This window comes from Streptomyces sp. NBC_00247 (assembly GCF_036188265.1).
GTDB lineage: Bacteria > Actinomycetota > Actinomycetes > Streptomycetales > Streptomycetaceae > Streptomyces.
Genome location: NZ_CP108093.1, coordinates 721,352 through 738,435, shown reverse-complemented (window position 1 = coordinate 738,435; position 17,084 = coordinate 721,352). Strand labels below are relative to the sequence as shown.

General features: G+C 71.0%; 5 protein-coding genes. All 5 read left to right on the top strand.

The genetic code is table 11. The annotated features are described in order from the left end of the window. Positions 1-23 precede the first annotated feature (23 nt). Positions 24-1,550, top strand: coding sequence for a class I adenylate-forming enzyme family protein (locus OHT52_RS02835; protein ID WP_328718513.1), 1,527 nt, complete (start codon positions 24-26; stop codon positions 1,548-1,550). Beyond that, on the top strand, positions 1,547-2,830 hold the full coding sequence (locus OHT52_RS02830) for an aldehyde dehydrogenase family protein (protein ID WP_328718512.1): 1,284 nt from the start codon (positions 1,547-1,549) through the stop codon (positions 2,828-2,830). Before OHT52_RS02835 ends, OHT52_RS02830 begins: the two co-directional genes overlap by 4 nt. Continuing rightward, on the top strand, positions 2,827-4,644 hold the full coding sequence (locus OHT52_RS02825; RefSeq protein ID WP_328718511.1) for a thiamine pyrophosphate-binding protein: 1,818 nt from the start codon (positions 2,827-2,829) through the stop codon (positions 4,642-4,644). Before OHT52_RS02830 ends, OHT52_RS02825 begins: the two co-directional genes overlap by 4 nt. Next, complete coding sequence (gene fabF / locus OHT52_RS02820) at positions 4,644-5,906, top strand: beta-ketoacyl-ACP synthase II (protein ID WP_328718510.1); 1,263 nt, start codon at positions 4,644-4,646, stop codon at positions 5,904-5,906. Before OHT52_RS02825 ends, fabF begins: the two co-directional genes overlap by 1 nt. Before the next feature lie 88 nt (positions 5,907-5,994). After that, positions 5,995-17,040, top strand: a complete 11,046-nt coding sequence (locus OHT52_RS02815; RefSeq protein WP_328718509.1) for a non-ribosomal peptide synthetase — start codon at positions 5,995-5,997, stop codon at positions 17,038-17,040. Positions 17,041-17,084 lie beyond the last annotated feature (44 nt).

The following is a 17,084-nucleotide window of genomic DNA, read 5'->3' as shown; positions in this document are numbered from 1 at the left end:
CGGGCTGGGGGTGTGCTGGGCGAATGCTCATCAACGCGGAGGGCCGTCGAATATCGACGGCCGGCGTGGACAGGACTTGTGCGGCCGTCGCACGAGAACTGCGCAGACGAGGAATGAACGAGAAGAGCAGGGTTCTGCTGACGGGTGAGAACTCCGAGGAATTCATTCTCGTGCTGTTCGCGCTGATGGAATGCGGGGTCTCGGTCGCGCTGGCCGACCGGCGGCTGCCCGCCGCCCAGCAGGCCGCGCTGGCCGCCGCCGCCGGAGCGGACCGGATCCTCACCGACACCAGGCTGCCGGACGCGGCGACCGGACAGGAGCTGCTGTCCGACCTGGTCGACGCCGCGGACGCCGACCTCGCGGACGCCGGGGAACCCCGGTACACGGGAGACGCCGGCGGCGCGCTGCCCGGTCCGGCCGGCTCCGAGCGGTGGTTCGCCCGCGAGGACGCGCTGATCGTGTGGAGTTCGGGCAGCACGGGCGCCCCCAAGGGCATCGTGCGCTCCGGTGCCTCGGTCCGCGCCAACGTCGAGCGGACCGCTGACCGCATGGCGTACCGCTCCGACGACGTCCTGCTCCCGCTGCTTCCCTTCACCCACCAGTACGGGCTGTCCATGCTGCTGCTGTGGCGGCTGACCGGGGCGACCCTGGTGCTCCGGACCAGCAGTCAGCGGGTGGACCGCGCGCTGGACGCGATCCGCGACCAAGGTGTCACCGTCGTCGACGCGGTCCCGGCCACGTACACCACCCTGCTCAACCTGGTCGACGGCGCGCGGGCCGGGAAGAGCGACATCGGCACCGTCCGCATGTGGTGCGTGGGCGGCGAGCCGCTCGGTCGTGAGCTGGACGAACGCTTCACCCGTACGGTCGGCAGCCCGCTGCTCGACGGCTACGGCAGCAGCGAGGCGGGCAACATCGCTCTCGCCGTGCATCCCTCGCCGCGGGGCTCCGGACGGCCGCTGGACGGTATCGGGGTCCGGGTGCTGGACGACACGGGGCGCGAGGTCCCCACGGGGGAGACCGGCGAGATCGTCGTCCGCTCCCCGGACTACATGACCGGCCTGCTCGGCCCCGGAGGAGTCGTGCTGCCGGTTGAGCGGGAGGAGTACCGGACGGACGACATCGGCCGTCTGGACGCCGACGGCAACCTGACCGTCCTCGGCCGCAAGGACGCCGTGCACCGTAACGGATTCACCCTCTACCCGGACTCGATCGCCGACCGGGCCGGAGCCTGCGGCGCACGCGTCCGGGTGGTCGCCGTACAAGGGGGCCGGGACGACCGGGTGCAACTGGTGTTCTTCGTCGCCGACCCCACCGGCCGGCCGGCGGCCCGCTGGCGACGGGAACTCGCCCGGTGCGTGGCGGAACACGAACGTCCCAACCGTGTCGTCGTTCTGCGGGAATTCCCGCTGAACAACACGGGGAAAGTCGACCGCCGGGCACTGAGGGACATGGCATTGCTGGAAACGGCGTCGAGGAATACGGCGCCGCACCGAAACCCGGAGCGGGAACCAGTGGCCCGGAATTCCACGAGAGGCATACTGCGATGATTGAGGTTCTGGCCCGCGATGGGGCCCAGGATGAAGACGTCCAGGAGAATCTGGAGCCCGACCGGGACCCGGCGGCGTACACGATTCCCTTCCCGGAGAGACTCGAGGCCCTGCGCGCGGTGGCGGACCTGTTCCGCACACGGCGCGAGGAAGTGCTCCAGGAACTCTTCGCGACGTGCAACCACCGCACCGCCGGCGGGGAGATAGACGTCTCCATCAGCGCGCTGGAGGGCGCGTACGACGAGGTCATGCGGTACGAGCCGCCACGCGTGGAGCAGATCAGCGTGCTCATGCCCTCGAACATCCCGCTCTACAGCTATGTCCTGTACCTGCTGATCCCCAGCCTCTACAGCAACCGGGTGACGTTTCGGCCCTCCGGCCGTATCAGCGACCAGACGGCGAAGCTGCACAAGCTCATCGGTACCGTGCACGACCTGCCCGTCGAGCAGTGCCGGGTCGGCCAGCGCGAGTTCCTCGAAGGCGAGGCATCCCGCTCCGAAGTCCTGGTTTTCACAGGCGCGTTCGAGAACGCGGAGAAGATCCGCGGCCGGCTCCGCAAAGACCAGCTGTTCCTCTACTTCGGGCAGGGCGTCAACCCGTTCGTCGTCGGCCCGGAAGCCGACCTCGGCAGCGCGGTCGACGGCGCGCTGCACGCCCGCATGATGAACTCCGGGCAGGACTGCTTCGGTCCCGACGTCTACTTCGTGCACACCTCGCTCAGCTCGCAGTTCTGCAACCTCCTCGCCCGGCGGGTGAGTTCGCTCAAGCACGGCCGCAACGAAGACGCGGCGGCCGACTACGGCTCCATGTACTACCTGGACGCCTTCGAGTCCGCCCTGAGCCACCTCGTCGACAACCGAGCCTTCATCGCCGCCGGCGGCCGGGCGGATCTCACCGAAGGCCATCTCAGCCCCACCGTGCTGGTGCGGCCCGTCGAGTCCCCGGTACGGCCGCCCGAGATGTTCGCGCCCATCTTCAACGTGGTGCCGTACACCAGCCGGGACTGGCTGTGCTCGATGCTCACCCACCAGTACTTCGAGGAGCGGGCGATGGCCGCCACCGTTTACGGCGACGACCCCGCGCTGGTCGAACTGCTCGGCCGCCACCACACCGTCAGCGTCAACCGCACCCTCGTCGACATCGAGAACGGCAACGCCCCCTTCGGCGGCACCGGCGTCCGCGCCAACTACGCCGCCATCAAGGGCGTGCGGCACACCGAGCCGCTCCTCGTCTCCAAGGCCGTCGCCGACCACGCGATACCCGCCGGAGGCCCGAGATGAGCAGCGCCGCCCCCCAGGACGACACGGCGACCGTGACCGGCTGCTGGCAGGCGGTCGTCCAGGTCCTCGAACAGGCGGGAGTGCGGGACGCCTTCGGGCTCCCCGCCGACGACCTGGACCTCCTCGCCGCCCTCGACACCACCGACATCCGCGCGGTGCTCTGCCGCGACCAGCGCAACGCCCTGTTCATGGCGACCGGATACGCCCTCCAGTCCGGGAGGACCGGCATCGCCTTCACCGGCAAGGGCCCCGCCGTGACCAACGCCCTCACCGGACTCCTGGAAGCCAGATCGTCGGCGGCGCCCCTGGTGCTGCTCTCCGCCGGCACGGCCGCCGACAGGCGCGGGGCGGGAGCCTTCCAGGAACTCGACCAACTGGCCCTCGTCACCCCGTTGGTGAAGTGGGCCGCCCGCGTCGACGCCCCCGGCCGCCTGGTCCCCCTGCTCCGCCGCGCCCTCATGGTCGCCTGCGAAGGCGTACCCGGACCGGTCTACCTGGAGATTCCCGACCATCTGCTGACCGCCGAGATCCCGTACGACGCCGGCGCCCCCGCCGTTCACGGCGCGGTACGCCCCCGGACGGTCCAGCTCGCCGAGGACTCCGAGGCGATCCGCACCCTCAGGTCCGCCGAACGTCCGGTTCTGCTCGTCGGCGGCGGAACACGCCACCACAACGCGGACCGCATGCTGGAGCGGCTCGCCGACCACATGGGTGCCGCCGTGTTCTGCACCGCCAGCGGGCGCGGGTCCTTCGACGAAAGCCACCCCCGTTTCTGCGGACTTGCCGGGCTCTACCTCCCGGAAGCCGCAACCGGACTGTGGCAGGAGACGGACTGCGTGGTCACCCTGGGCAGCCGCTTGGAGGAGACCGCCACCTTCGGATGGCCCCGGCGCATCGGCACCGAGGTCCCGGTGGTCCAGGTCAACATCGACGCGGCCGAATTCAGCACCGACTACGCCGGGCCCAAGATCCTCGCCGATGCGGCCGCCCTGACGGCGGGTCAGCTGGCCCGCGAGTCGGTCTGCTCCCCCTCCGCCGACTGGACGCGACGCGCCGCCGCCGTCCACGCGGACCTGCACCGCGCCCATCGCGCCCACCTCCACGAGCTTGCCGCCGAGCCGCAACCACAGGTCGCGGAGGTGCTGGCGGCCCTCGCGGGCGTACTTCCCGACGATCTCGTCCTGGTGCAGGAGAACGGTCTGCAGGACATGTGGTCCTACCGCTACCCCGTGCACGACACGGGCCGGTCCGGCGGCTCCGTCGTCCCTTCCGAACAGACCAGCCTCGGCTTCGGCGCGGCGGCCGCCGCCGGAGTGAAGGCCGCCGCGCCCGGCCGCCCCGTTGTCGCCTTCGTCGGCGACGGGGCCTTCGGACTCTTCGAGTCCGACCTGGTGACGGTCGCCGAGCAGGAGCTCGGAGTGATGTACGTCGTCCTGGACAACGGAGGGTACGGCTGGCTGCAGAGCCAGCTCGACCAGCGGGAGACACCGTTGCCGCGTTACCGGTTCGCCGACCCGGGCGCACCTCGCCGGACCGGGCGCGAAGTCCCGGGCACGGAAAGGATGGTGCTCGACGACAAGGCCACCCTGAGGGCCGACGTCGAGCGCGCGTGGAAGCTCTGCGAGTCCGGCCGGCCGGTGGTCCTGCGCGTGCCCGTCGCGCTGGCGGACTCGCTGTTCGGGGCGGTGGCGGGCGGTGGCGACTTCCCCCTGCTGCCGGCGCCGGACGAAGCGCCGCACGCGACCGGCGCGGACGGCACGACCCGTACGACCGACGGGCACGAGACGACCGATTCCACCGAGGGGGGCGCGTGATGGCGACGGACAACACGAACGAGGGCCGGACCAGGGTCGTCATCACCGGCTGGGGCATGGTCACCCCGCTCGGCCTGGACACCCCGACCACCTGGGAGGCCCTGCTCGCCGGCCGCAGCGGCATCGGCCCCATCACCCAGGTCGAGGCCGCGGACCTGCCCGTACAGATCGCCGGAGAGGTCAAGGGCTTCGACGCGGCCCGCCACCTCCCGTACAAGGTGGTCCGCCGCACCGATCCGTACGCCCGATACGCCCTGGTCGCGGCCCAGGAGGCACTGGAGCACTCCGCTCTCACCATCGACGAGTCCAACGCCGACCGGGTGGGCGTCCTCATCGGCAGCGGCTACGGTCCGATGAAGTCCATCGCCGACCACGTCCGCGACCTCGACGCGAAGGGGCCCCGCGCGGTCGCGCCCATGGCGGCCATCACCGGGGCCATCGACAGCGCCGCCGGCGAGATCAGCATGATCACCGGCGCCCGGGGCCCCTCCAGGGCCACCAGCAGTGCCTGCGCGTCGGGCACCGACGCCATCGGCGAGGCCGCCCGGTGGATCCGTACCGGCGCCACCGACGTCGTCCTCGCGGGCGGAGCCGACGACATCATCACCCGCGTCGACATCGCGGGAAGCGGCAACGCCCGTGCCCTGTCCGGCAGACAGGGCGACCCCACCGAGGCCTCGCGGCCCTTCGACGAGGACCGGGGAGGCTTCGTCATGGCCGCCGGGGCGGGCGTGCTGGTCCTGGAGTCCGCCGAGCACGCCCTGGCGCGCGGGGCGCGCGTTCTCGCCGAGGTCATCGGCTACGGCGCCAGTTCGGACGCCTACCACTGGACGGCCCCCCACCCGGAGGGCATCTCGGTGCGCCGGGCGATGAACGAGGCCCTGCACGACGCCGGGATCACCCCCGGGGACGTCGACTACGTCAACGCGCACGGAACCGGAACGCAACTCAACGACCAGGCCGAACTCGCCTCGCTGCGAGCCGTGTTCGGCAAGCACATCGAGACCGTCCCGGTCAGCTCCACCAAGTCGATGACCGGTCACATGATCGGCGCCGCGGGAGCGGTCGAGGCCATCATCGGCGCCCTCGTGATCAAGGAGGGCGTGGTGCCGCCCACCATCAACTGCGACACCCCCATCGACCCCTCGGTCAACTTCGTCGCGCACACCGCCCAGGCGCACGACGTCGACGTGGTGATGAGCAACTCGTTCGGCTTCGGCGGTCACAACGCCGTGGTCGTGCTCCGCCGCTGGGCCGCGTGAGCGGCGGGGCGGACCGGCACGTCCCGCAACCGGGCACCACCCAACGGACAACAGCAGTTCACTCGTGCAGACTTCGGGGAGATTCAACATGACCACGTCCGCGTCCGCGGCCACGTCCAGCGACGAGCGCCGGCCGCTCACCGCCGCGCAACAGGGAGTCTGGTACGCGCAGCAGCTGAACCCGGACAACGCGTTCGTGACCAGCGAGTACCTGGAGATCCACGGCCCCGTCGACGCGGACCTCTTCGGCCGGGCGCTCGTCCTCACCCTTGAGGAGATGGACACCGTGCGGGTCCGCTTCCTCGAGGACGAGGACGGCCTGTGGCAGCGCCCCGACCCCCGGGCGATCCGGCTGGAACACCTCGACCTCAGCGAGCGGGCCGACGGCCGCGACGAAGCCGTGCGGATCATGAGGCACCGGCTCGTCCAGCCCGTCGACATGGCGGACGGACCGTACTTCGAGGACGTCCTGTTCAAGATCTCCGAGAACTGCTTCCTCTACTACCAGCGCAACCACCACCTCATCGGCGACGGCATGGGCGGCCGTATCTACTGCCAGCGGCTGGCCGAGATCTACACCGCGCTGGTCGCCGGCACCGGCTGGAGCCCGCGCGTCTTCGCCACCCTGGACGAGTTCATCGCCGAGGACACCGGCTACCGGGCGTCCGCGAAGTTCACCGAGGACCAGGAGTTCTGGCGTTCCCGGATGGCACTCAGGCCCGAGGCCGTCTCGCTGACCGCCCGCACGGCCCCGGCCACCCTCGCCTTCCGGCGCAGCTGCGCTCCCGTGCCGGCGGAGCTGATGGACGACCTCAAGCGCGTCTCCCGGGACGGCCGGGCGCCCTGGCCGATCGGCCTGCTCGCGGCCGTCGGCGGCTATCTGCACACCGTCGCCGGCACCCGCACCCTGTCGCTGGGCTTCCCCCTCCAGGCGCGCACCACCCCGGTCCTGCGCGTCACGCCCGGCGTGGCCTCGAACATCCTGCCCCTCGTCCTGGACGTCTCACCGGAGACCACGTTCACCGAACTGGTGCGCCGATGCGCGGTGGAGGCGCGTTCCGCCGTACGCCACCAGCGCTACCGGCAGGAGGACATCACCCGCGATCTCCAGGCGGCGGGCGGCGGAAACCGTACCGCCGGAGTGGTCGTCAACGTGATGCCCTTCGACTACGACGTCACCTTCGGGGGCCACCCCGTCACCGCCCACAACCTCTCCAACGGTGTCGTCGACGACATCGAGGTCAGCGCGATCGACCGCAACGACGGCCGGGAGGTGACGCTGAACCTCGACGGCAACAGCGACCTGTACACCGACGAGGAGATCGCCACCCACCACCGCCGGCTGCTGCGCTTCCTGTCCCGGGCCCTCGCCCACCCCGACGCCCCGATCGGACGGATCGACGTCCTGGAGGACACCGAGCGCGAGCTGGTCCTGACCACCTGGAACGACACCGCCGTCACCGACGACGGCGGCCTGCACCACATCGTCCGCCGCGTCCAGGAGCATGCGGAGGCCAGACCGGACGCCCTCGCGGTCGTCGACACCGACGCGACCCCCGTCACCTACGCCCAGCTTGCCTCCCGGGCCGCCGCCATCACCCACGACCTGCGCGCGGCGGGCACGGGCCGGGGCGACGTGGTGGCGCTGTCGGCCGTGCCGGGTGCCTGGTTCGTCGCCGCCGTACTCGCGGTGATGGCGGCCGGAGCCGCGTACGTCCCCCTGGACCCGTCGGCGCCCGCGGCGCGCACCCGGTCGCTCCTGGAGCGGTGCGGGGCGAAGGCCCTCGTGGTCCCCCGCCGTTCCGAGGCGGCCGGCGTGGAGACCGCGGCCGGCCTCGACGTGCGCGTGGTGGTCGAGAGCGGCGCGGGCCGCCGCTGGGAACCCCCGGTCGCGGCGAGCCCCGACGACCTCGCCTACATCATCTTCACCTCGGGCTCGACCGGAGCCCCCAAGGGCGCGATGGTCCACCACCGGGGCATGAACAACCACCTCCTCGCCAAGATCGAGGACTGCGGACTCACCGCCGCCGACACCGTCGTCCAGAACGCACCGCTCACCTTCGACATCTCCGTCTGGCAGATGCTCGCCCCGCTCGCCGTCGGCGGCACGGTGCGCGTCGTCGACCGGGACACCGCCTCGGACCCGTGGAAGCTGTTCGCCGTCACCGCCGACGAGCGCGTCCCCGTGCTGGAGGTCGTCCCCTCCCTGCTGCGCGCCGCCCTGGACGGCTGGTCGTCCGCCCGTACGGCGCCGCCCGCCCTTCCCGCCCTGCGGCTGCTCATGGTCACCGGCGAGGCGTTGCCGCCCGAGGTGTGCGCCCGCTGGCTGCGCGCGTACCCGGCGATCCCGCTGATCAACGCGTTCGGTCCCACCGAGTGCTCCGACGACGTCACGCACGCCGTCCTCGACACGGGCTTCCTCGGCGCCCTCGGCGACGGCGCGGCCGTCCCCGTAGGCCGCCCGGTCCGCAACACCCGGCTCTACGTCCTGGACGACCGGCTCCGCCCCGTCCCGGCCGGCAGCCCCGGTGAGCTGTACGTGGCGGGCACCGGAGTCGGGCGGGGTTACCTCGCCGACCAGGTGCGCACGGCGGCCGTGTTCGTCGCCGACCCGTTCTCCGGCACACCCGGTGCGCGGATGTACCGCAGTGGCGACTTCGTCCGGCACGACGGCGAGGGCCGCCTGGTGTTCCTGGAACGCCGCGATCACCAGGTCAAGGTCCGCGGCCACCGCGTCGAGCTCGGCGAGATCGAATCGGCCCTCGCCACGCACCCGCGGGTCGGCCAGGCCGTCGTCGTGGTCCGCGAGGACGCCTCCGGCCTTCAGCGCCTCGTCGGATACGTCACCCCGGCCACCGCGGCCGCCCCGCCGGAGTTCTGGGAACTGAAGGAGCACGCCGCCGCCAAGCTGCCCGAATACATGCTCCCGGCCGCGCTCGTCACCCTGGACGCCCTGCCCCTCACCCTCAACGGCAAGCTTGACCGCAAGGCGCTGCCGGCCCCCGCGACCACGGCCGGCGAAGGACGCGCACCCCGGACCGCCGGCGAGGAGATCCTCTGCGCCCACTTCGCCGAGGTACTGGGCGTCCCCCGGGTCACCGTCGACGACGACTTCTTCGAGCTGGGCGGGCACTCCCTGCTCGCCACCCGCCTCGTCGGCCGCGTCCGTGCCGCGCTCGGCGTCGACGTCTCGGTCCGCGACGTCTTCGAAGCGCCCACGGTGGCGGGACTCGCCGCACGCCTCCAGCACGGCGGAGCGCCGGGCGACGGCCCGGCGGCGGTTCCCCCGCCGGGCGTCCGGAACCGGCCGGAGATCCTTCCCCTGTCGTTCGCCCAGCGACGGCTGTGGTTCCTGGACCGGCTGGAAGCGGAGAGCGGCACGTACAACATCCCCCTCGCGATCCGCCTGCGAGGCCCCCTGGACGTGGACACGTTGAGCGTCGCACTGGACACGGTGGCGGCCCGGCACGAGTCCCTGCGCACGGTGTTCCCGGTGGTGGAGGAGGAACCGCGGCAGCTGATCCTGGAGCCCGCCCCCGTCCCCCTCGCGGTGCGAGAGGTGGCGGCGGACGAGCTGGGCGACCGGCTGGCCGAGTCGGCCGCGCGCGGTTTCGATCTGACACAAGGCCCGCTGCTTCGTGCGGAGTTGTTCGTCACCGGACCGGAATTCCATGTGCTGCTGCTGGTGCTGCACCACATCGCGGGCGACGGCTGGTCGCTCGCGCCGCTGATGCGGGACCTGGAGGCGGCGTACACGGGACGCGAACTCCCGCCGCTCCCACTCCAGTACGCCGACTACACGCTGTGGCAGCAAGAGGTCCTCGGTTCCGAGGGCGACCCGCAGAGCCTCTCCTCCCGGCAACTGGCCTTCTGGAGCGAGCGCCTGGCGAACCTGCCGGAGATCTCGGAGCTCCCGACCGACCGGGCGCGGCCGGCGGTTGCCTCCTACCGCGGCAGTCGTACCGACTGGAGCCTCGACGCGGCGGCCCACACGGCGCTGACCGCGCTGGCGAGAGACACCGGGGCGAGTGTCTTCATGGTGCTCCAGGCCGCGGTCTCGGCCCTCTTCTCCCGGCTCGGCGCCGGTCAGGACATCGTGCTGGGGACGGCGGTCGCGGGCCGGTCGGACGAGGCCCTGGACGACCTGGTCGGCTTCTTCGTCAACACGCTGGTCCTGCGGACGGACGTGTCCGGGAACCCGACCTTCCGTGAACTCGTCGCGCGGGTGCGGGAGTCGGACCTGTCGGCCTTCGCGCACCAGGACGTGCCGTTCGAGCGGCTGGTGGAGGTCCTCAACCCGGAGCGCTCGCTCTCCAGGCACCCGCTCTTCCAGGTGATGCTGCTCCTCCAGAACACTCCGGAACCCGACCTCGCACTGCCCGGCATCACCCCGTCCCTGGAAGGGATCTCCGGCGGCATCTCCAAGTTCGACCTCTCCTTCGACCTCCGCGAGACCTTTGACGCGGACGGCCGCCCGGCCGGCATCGAGGGCGAGGTGGAGTTCGCCCACGACCTCTTCGACCTGCCGACCGTGCGGGCCCTCTGCGGTCGGCTCGGCAGTCTCCTCGCGCAGGTCTCCGCTCGTCCTGATGTGTGTGTGGGTGAGTTGGATGTGGTGGGTGGAGCGGAGCGTGGGTTGTTGGCGGAGTGGGGTCGTGGTGGGCCTGTGGTGGGTGGTGCGGGACTGGTGGAGCGGTTCGAGCGGTGGGTGGTGGAGTCGCCGGGTGCGGTGGCGGTGGTGTGTGGTGGGGAGTCGTTGACGTATGGGGAGTTGGGTGCTCGTGCGGATCGTCTGGCGCGGGTGTTGGTGGGTCGGGGTGTGGGGCCTGATCGGTTGGTGGCTGTGGCGTTGTCGCGGTCGTTGGATCTGGTGGTGGCGTTGTGGGCGGTGGTGAAGGCGGGTGCGGCGTTCGTTCCGGTGGATCCGGCGTTGCCGGCGGATCGGGTGGCGTTCGTGCTGGAGGATGCGGCGCCGGATTGTGTGATCTCTTCGGTTGAGGTGGTGGGGCGGCTTCCTTGGGTGGAGGGGGTGTTGCTGCTGGATGGTCCGGGTGGTTTGGAGGGTGAGCGGGTTCCTTCGGGTGTGGAGTTCGCTGAGGTGTCGGCTGATTGTCTGGCGTATGTGTTGTACACGTCGGGTTCGACGGGTCGGCCGAAGGGTGTGGGGGTGACCCGGGGTGGTCTGGAGAACGTGTTGGCGGACATGGGGGCGCGGTTCGGGGTGTCGGTGGCGGACCGGTTCGTGGCGGTGACGACGTTCGGGTTCGATATTTCGAATGTGGAGATTTTTGTTCCGTTGCTGGCGGGTGCGCGGTTGGTGCTGGTGGAGCGGGATGTGGTGTTGGACCCGGTGCGGCTGGGGGCGTTGGTGGTGGCGTCGGGGGCGACGTTCATGCAGGCCACGCCTACGTTCTGGGAGTCGTTGGTGGCTGAGGTCCCGGAGTCGTTGGCGGGTGTGCGGGTGCTGATGGGGGGTGAGGCGGTTTCGGCTTCGTTGGCGTCGCGGTTGGGTGCGGTGGCGCAGAGCGTGACCAACGGGTACGGGCCGACGGAGACGGCGGTGTACTCGGTGGTCGGCGGGGTCGGCGGGGTCGGCGGGGTCGGCGGTGCTGGCGGGGTCGGCGGTGCTGGTTCGGGTGTTGTGGGGATCGGTCGTCCGGTGTCGGGTACGGAGGTGTTCGTGCTGGACGAGTGGTTGCGGGTGGTGCCGGTTGGTGTGGCGGGGGAGTTGTACGTCGCGGGTGTGGGTGTGGGGCGTGGGTATGTGGGGCGTGCGGGGTTGACGGCCGAGCGGTTCGTGGCGTGTCCGTTCGGGGGTGTGGGGGCGCGTATGTACCGGACCGGGGATGTGGTGCGGTGGTGTGCGGACGGGACGTTGGAGTTCGTGGGGCGGGCTGATGATCAGGTGAAGATCCGTGGTTTCCGGATCGAGCCGGGTGAGGTCGAGGCGGTGCTTGCGGGGTGTGCGGGTGTGTCGCGGGCGGCGGTGGTGGTGCGTGAGGACCGGCCGGGTGAGAAGCGGTTGGTGGCGTATGTGGTGGGTGGGGTGGAGGGGTTGGCGGATTACGCGGCTTCTCGGCTTCCGGGGTACATGGTTCCTTCGGCTTTTGTGGTGTTGGAGGAGTTGCCGCTGACGGCGAGCGGGAAGTTGGACCGGCGTTCGTTGCCGGTGCCGGAGTGGGTGGTGGGTGGTGGGCGTGGGCCTCGTTCGGCGCGTGAGGTGGCGTTGTGCGGGATTTTCGCCGAGGTTTTGGGTGTGGAGCGGGTCGGGATCGATGACGGGTTCTTCGAGCTGGGTGGGCATTCGTTGCTGGCCACGCGTTTGGTGAGCCGGGTCCGGTCGGTGTTGCGTTGTGAGTTGGATGTGCGTGCGGTGTTCGAGGCGCCGACGGTGGCGGGTCTGGCTCTGCGGTTGGAGGGTGCGGCTGGTGTGGTGGTGCGGGAGCCGGTGCGGCCGGTGGTGCGGCCGGAGGTGGTGCCGTTGTCGTTCGCGCAGCAGCGGTTGTGGTTCTTGGACCGGCTCGACAGTCAGGGGGGTATGTACAACATTCCGTTGGCGGTCCGGTTGCGGGGGCCGTTGGACGCGGTTTTGCTGCGGTCCGCGCTGGAGCGGGTGACGGTGCGTCATGAGGCGTTGCGGACGGTCTTCCCCGAGACCGACGGACGTCCCCGCCAGTTCGTACTGGACACCATCACGGTCCCCCTGCCCCTGAGGGAGGTGCCCGAGGAGGAGCTGCACGCGGCGCTGACCGTGTCGGCGAACCGCTCCTTCGATCTGACCGCCGAACCTCCGCTGCGTGCCGAGCTGTTCGTGATCGGGCCGGAGGATCACGTACTCCTGGTGGTGCTGCACCACATCGCGGGCGACGGATGGTCCCTCGCGCCGCTGATGCGCGACCTGCGGTGCGCCTACCTGGGCGAGGAACTGCCGGCCCTTCCGGTCCAGTACGCCGACTACGCCCTCTGGCAGCGCGAGACCCTCGGCACCGAGGACGACCCCGACAGCGCCATGGCCGCACATCTCGCCTACTGGAAGAAGCAGTTGGCGGATCTGCCGGAGGTGCTGGAGCTGCCCACCGACCGTACCCGTCCCGCCGTCGCCTCCTACCGGGGCGGCCGGGTCCGGTGGCGTCTCGACGCAGGCACGCACGCCGCGCTGGCCGGGCTGGCCGGGGAATCCGGTGCGAGCCTGTTCATGGTCCTCCAGGCCGGTCTTGCCGCGCTCCTCTGCCGGCTCGGTGCCGGACACGACATTCCCCTCGGCACCGCGGTGGCGGGACGTTCCGACGACGCCCTGGACGAGCTGGTCGGCTTCTTCGTGAACACGGTGGTGCTGCGGACCGACGTGTCAGGGAATCCGGCCTTCGCCGAACTCCTCGACCGGGTCAGGGAGACGGACCTGACGGCCTTCGACCGTCAGGACGTGCCCTTCGACCGGCTGGTGGAGCTGATCAACCCCGAGCGCTCGCTCGCCCGGCACCCCCTCTTCCAGGTCATGCTGACCCTCCAGAACACCGCCGAACCCGACCTGGACCTGCCCGGCATCACCCCCTCCCTGGTGCCCACCGGCGACGCCCCGGCCAAGTTCGACCTCCTCTTCGACCTGCGGGAGGAGTTCGGCGAGACGGGCAGCCCGGCGGGGATCATCGGCGAAGTCGAGTACGCGCAGGACCTGTTCGACCGGGAGACCGTCCAGATCCTGTGCGAACGCCTCGGCCGGGTACTGGGTGAGGCCGCCGAGGACCCTGCCCGCCGCGTCGACGAGCTGACCCTCCTCGAACCGGCCGAGCGCACCCGCCTGCTCGAGGACTGGGGCGGCTCCGGCAGGCCCTCGCCGCACCTGTCGATCGTGGAGTTCTTCGAGCAGCAAGTCATGGAGACTCCCGACGCGATCGCCGTCGTCGCGGACGAGGGGGAGGTCACGTACGCCGAGCTGGAGGCCCGGTCCAACCGCTGGGCGCGCTTCCTGCGCGGCCGGGGAGTCGTGGCCGGGACGCCGGTGGCTCTGCTGCTGGACCGGTCCGTCGAGCTGGTGGTGGCCGAGCTGGCCGTGGTGAAGGCGGGCGGGCACTACGTACCCCTGCACGACGCGTACCCGGCGGACCGGCTGAGGTGGATCGTGCGCGACGCTCGGGCGCGGCTCCTGCTGACCGACCGGGCCGAGCTCCCCGAGGGGCTCGCCGACGAGGCCGACTGCGTCGTACTGAGCGAGGTCGCCGACGAGGCCGCCGCGCTGCCGGCCGGCACGTTCGCCGGTGGTGAGATACCGGCCGAGCAGGTCGCGTACGTGATGTACACCTCCGGTACGACGGGTCTGCCCAAGGGCGTCGTGGTCAGTCACGGCAACGTGGCGGACCTGGCCCTGGACCCGTCGTTCGACGGATCGGCGCACGAGCGGGTGCTGATGCACTCTTCGCACGCCTTCGACGCCTCCACCTACGAGATGTGGGCCCCGCTGCTGCGCGGCGGCCGCGTGGTCGTCGCGCCCGGAGGCCAACTGGGCCCGGACGAGCTCCGCGCCGCCGTCACCCGGCACGGCGTGACCTCCACCTTCATGACGGCGGCCCTGTTCAACGTCCTCGTTCGGGAGGCCGCCGACTCACTCGCGGGAATGCGCGAGGTGTGGTTCGGGGGAGAGGCGGCCGACATCGGCGCGGTGGACCTCGCGCGGCGGGTCTGCCCGGACCTGCGTCTGGTGAACGGCTACGGTCCGACCGAGACGACCACGTTCGCCACGGCCTGGCGGGTCCCCGCCGACCGGAAGCCCGGTAGCTCCGTTCCGATCGGCCGGCCGCTCGCCGGGATGCGGGCGTACGTTCTCGACGCGGGTTTGCGTCTGGTGGCGCCGGGGGTCTCCGGTGAGTTGTATCTGGCCGGTACGGGTGTGGCGCACGGTTATCTGGGGCGTGCGGGGTTGTCCGCGGAGCGGTTCCCGGCGGATCCGTTCGGGGTTCCGGGTACGCGTATGTACCGGACGGGCGATGTGGTGCGGTGGACCCGGGACGGGGCTCTGGAGTACGTGGGCCGGGCGGACGACCAGGTCAAGATCCGGGGGTTCCGCATCGAGCCCGCCGAGATCGAGGCCGTACTCGCCTCGCACCCGCAGGTCGACCAGGTGGCGGTGGCGGTACGGGAGGACCGTCCCGGCGACCGGCAGCTGGTGGCCTACGTCGTCGGCGCACCCGAGCAACTGCGTGAGTACGCCACCGGCCGCCTGCCCGCGTACATGGTCCCCTCCGCGTTCGTCGCCCTGGAGGCTCTGCCGCTGACGGTGAACGGCAAGCTCGACAAGCGAGCCCTGCCCGCCCCTCGGCTCCTCGTCCCCGCCGAGAGGGCCGAGCCCACCGATTCCGGCTCGGCTACGGAGGAGTTGCTGCGCGAGGTGTTCGCGGGGGTGCTGGGTCTGGAGCGGGTGGGCGTCGATGAGGGGTTCTTCGATCTGGGTGGTGATTCGATCGCGTCGATCCAGTTGGTCAGTCGGGCGCGGCGGGCGGGGTTGGTCTTCACCGCGCGGGATGTGTTCGAGCGTCGGACGGTCCGGGAGTTGGCGGCGGTGGCGGGTGGTCTCGGTGCGGGTGAGGCGGCCGGGCGTGTGGGTGTGGGTGTGGTGCCGGTGACTCCGATCATGGAGTGGTTCCGGTTGGGTGGTGGTCCGGTGCGGGAGTTCAACCAGTCGTACGTGGTGCCGGTGCCGTCGGGTGTGGTGCTGTCGGATCTGGTGGCGGCTTTCGTGGCGGTGGTGGATCACCATGACGCGTTGCGTATGCGGTTGGGGCGTGGTGCGGGGGGCCGGTGGTCGTTGGAGGTGCCGGCGGCGGGTGGTGTGCGGGCCGGTGAGTGGGTGCGTCGGGTGGATGTGGTGGGGCTGGACGCGGATGCCGTGGCGGGGGTGGTGGAGCGGGAGGCGGCGGTCGCTCGTGGGGGGCTGGATCCGGAGCGGGGGGTGATGGCTCGGTTGGTGTGGTTCGACCGGGGGGCCGGGGTGGACGGCCGGTTGTTGCTGGTGGTGCATCACTTGGTGGTGGACGGGGTGTCGTGGCGGGTGTTGTTGCCGGATCTGGCTGCCGCGTACGGGGCGGTGGTGGAGGGGCGTGCGGTCGGGCTGGATCCGGTGGGGACCTCGTTCCGGGGGTGGGCCACCGCACTGTCCGAGGCGTCGGAACAGGACCGCTGGACCAGTCAACTTCCCTACTGGAAGGCCGTGGTGGCCGGATCATCCGCACCTCTGGGCGCCCGTCCGCTGGACCCCGTCGAAGACACCCTGGGGACCGCCCGGTCGGTCGATCTCGATCTTTCGGTGGGGGAGACGGAGAAGTTGCTGACGACGGTGCCGTCGGTGTTCCGGGCGGGGGTGAACGACGTGTTGTTGACGGCGTTGGCGTTGGCGTTGCGGCAGTGGGCTCCGGAGTTCGCGGAGGGGGGTGTGCTGCTGGACGTGGAGGGTCACGGGCGGCATGAGGATCTGCTGGGTGCGGGGCACGATCTGTCGCGGACGGTGGGCTGGTTGACCAGCATGTATCCGGTGCGGGTCGATCCGGGGCCGTTGGGCTGGGCCGAGGTCGCGGCGGCGGGTCCGGAGGTGGGCGGTGCGTTGAAGCAGGTGAAGGAGCAGATGCGGGCGGTGCCCGATCAGGGTCTGGGGTTCGGTCTGTTGCGGTATCTGAACGCGGAGACGGGTGCGGTGCTGGGGGGTTCGGCGGCGCCGTTGGTGGGCTTCAACTATCTGGGCCGGTTCGCGGCCGATTCGGGTGAGGGTGGCGGGGAGTACTGGACTTCGGTGAGTGACGCGGGCTCGGGTGTGGGTGAGGCGGAGTTGCCGTTCGCCCATGTGCTGGAGATCAACGCGGCCACCCGGGACACGGTGGAGGGCCCTCGGTTGCGGGCCGCGCTCTCCTGGCCGGGTGCCCTGTTCACCGAGGCCCGGGTGGCCGGGCTGGCGGGGCTGTGGCGCCAGGCGCTGGGAGCGCTCGTCGCGCATGCCGAGAACCCGGACGCCGGAGGACTCACTCCCTCGGACCTCTCCCTGGTCCCCCTCACCCAGCACCACATCGACCTCCTCGAAGAAGAGGAAGCCCTGTACGACGACGACTTCGACGACCTCGAGTTCGACGACGACGGCGACAGCCACTCGTGAATCGGCCCGCACCAGCAAACCCTCACCCCGTCGCACACCGGAAA

What these genes read in the sequence shown, in the direction of transcription:
- OHT52_RS02815 (WP_328718509.1), top strand. Translation starts at nt 5,995, where the DNA reads ATGACCACGTCCGCGTCCGCGGCCACGTCCAGCGACGAGCGCCGGCCG.
- fabF (WP_328718510.1), top strand. Translation starts at nt 4,644, where the DNA reads ATGGCGACGGACAACACGAACGAGGGCCGGACCAGGGTCGTCATCACC.
- OHT52_RS02830 (WP_328718512.1), top strand. Translation starts at nt 1,547, where the DNA reads ATGATTGAGGTTCTGGCCCGCGATGGGGCCCAGGATGAAGACGTCCAG.
- OHT52_RS02835 (WP_328718513.1), top strand. Translation starts at nt 24, where the DNA reads ATGCTCATCAACGCGGAGGGCCGTCGAATATCGACGGCCGGCGTGGAC.
- OHT52_RS02825 (WP_328718511.1), top strand. Translation starts at nt 2,827, where the DNA reads ATGAGCAGCGCCGCCCCCCAGGACGACACGGCGACCGTGACCGGCTGC.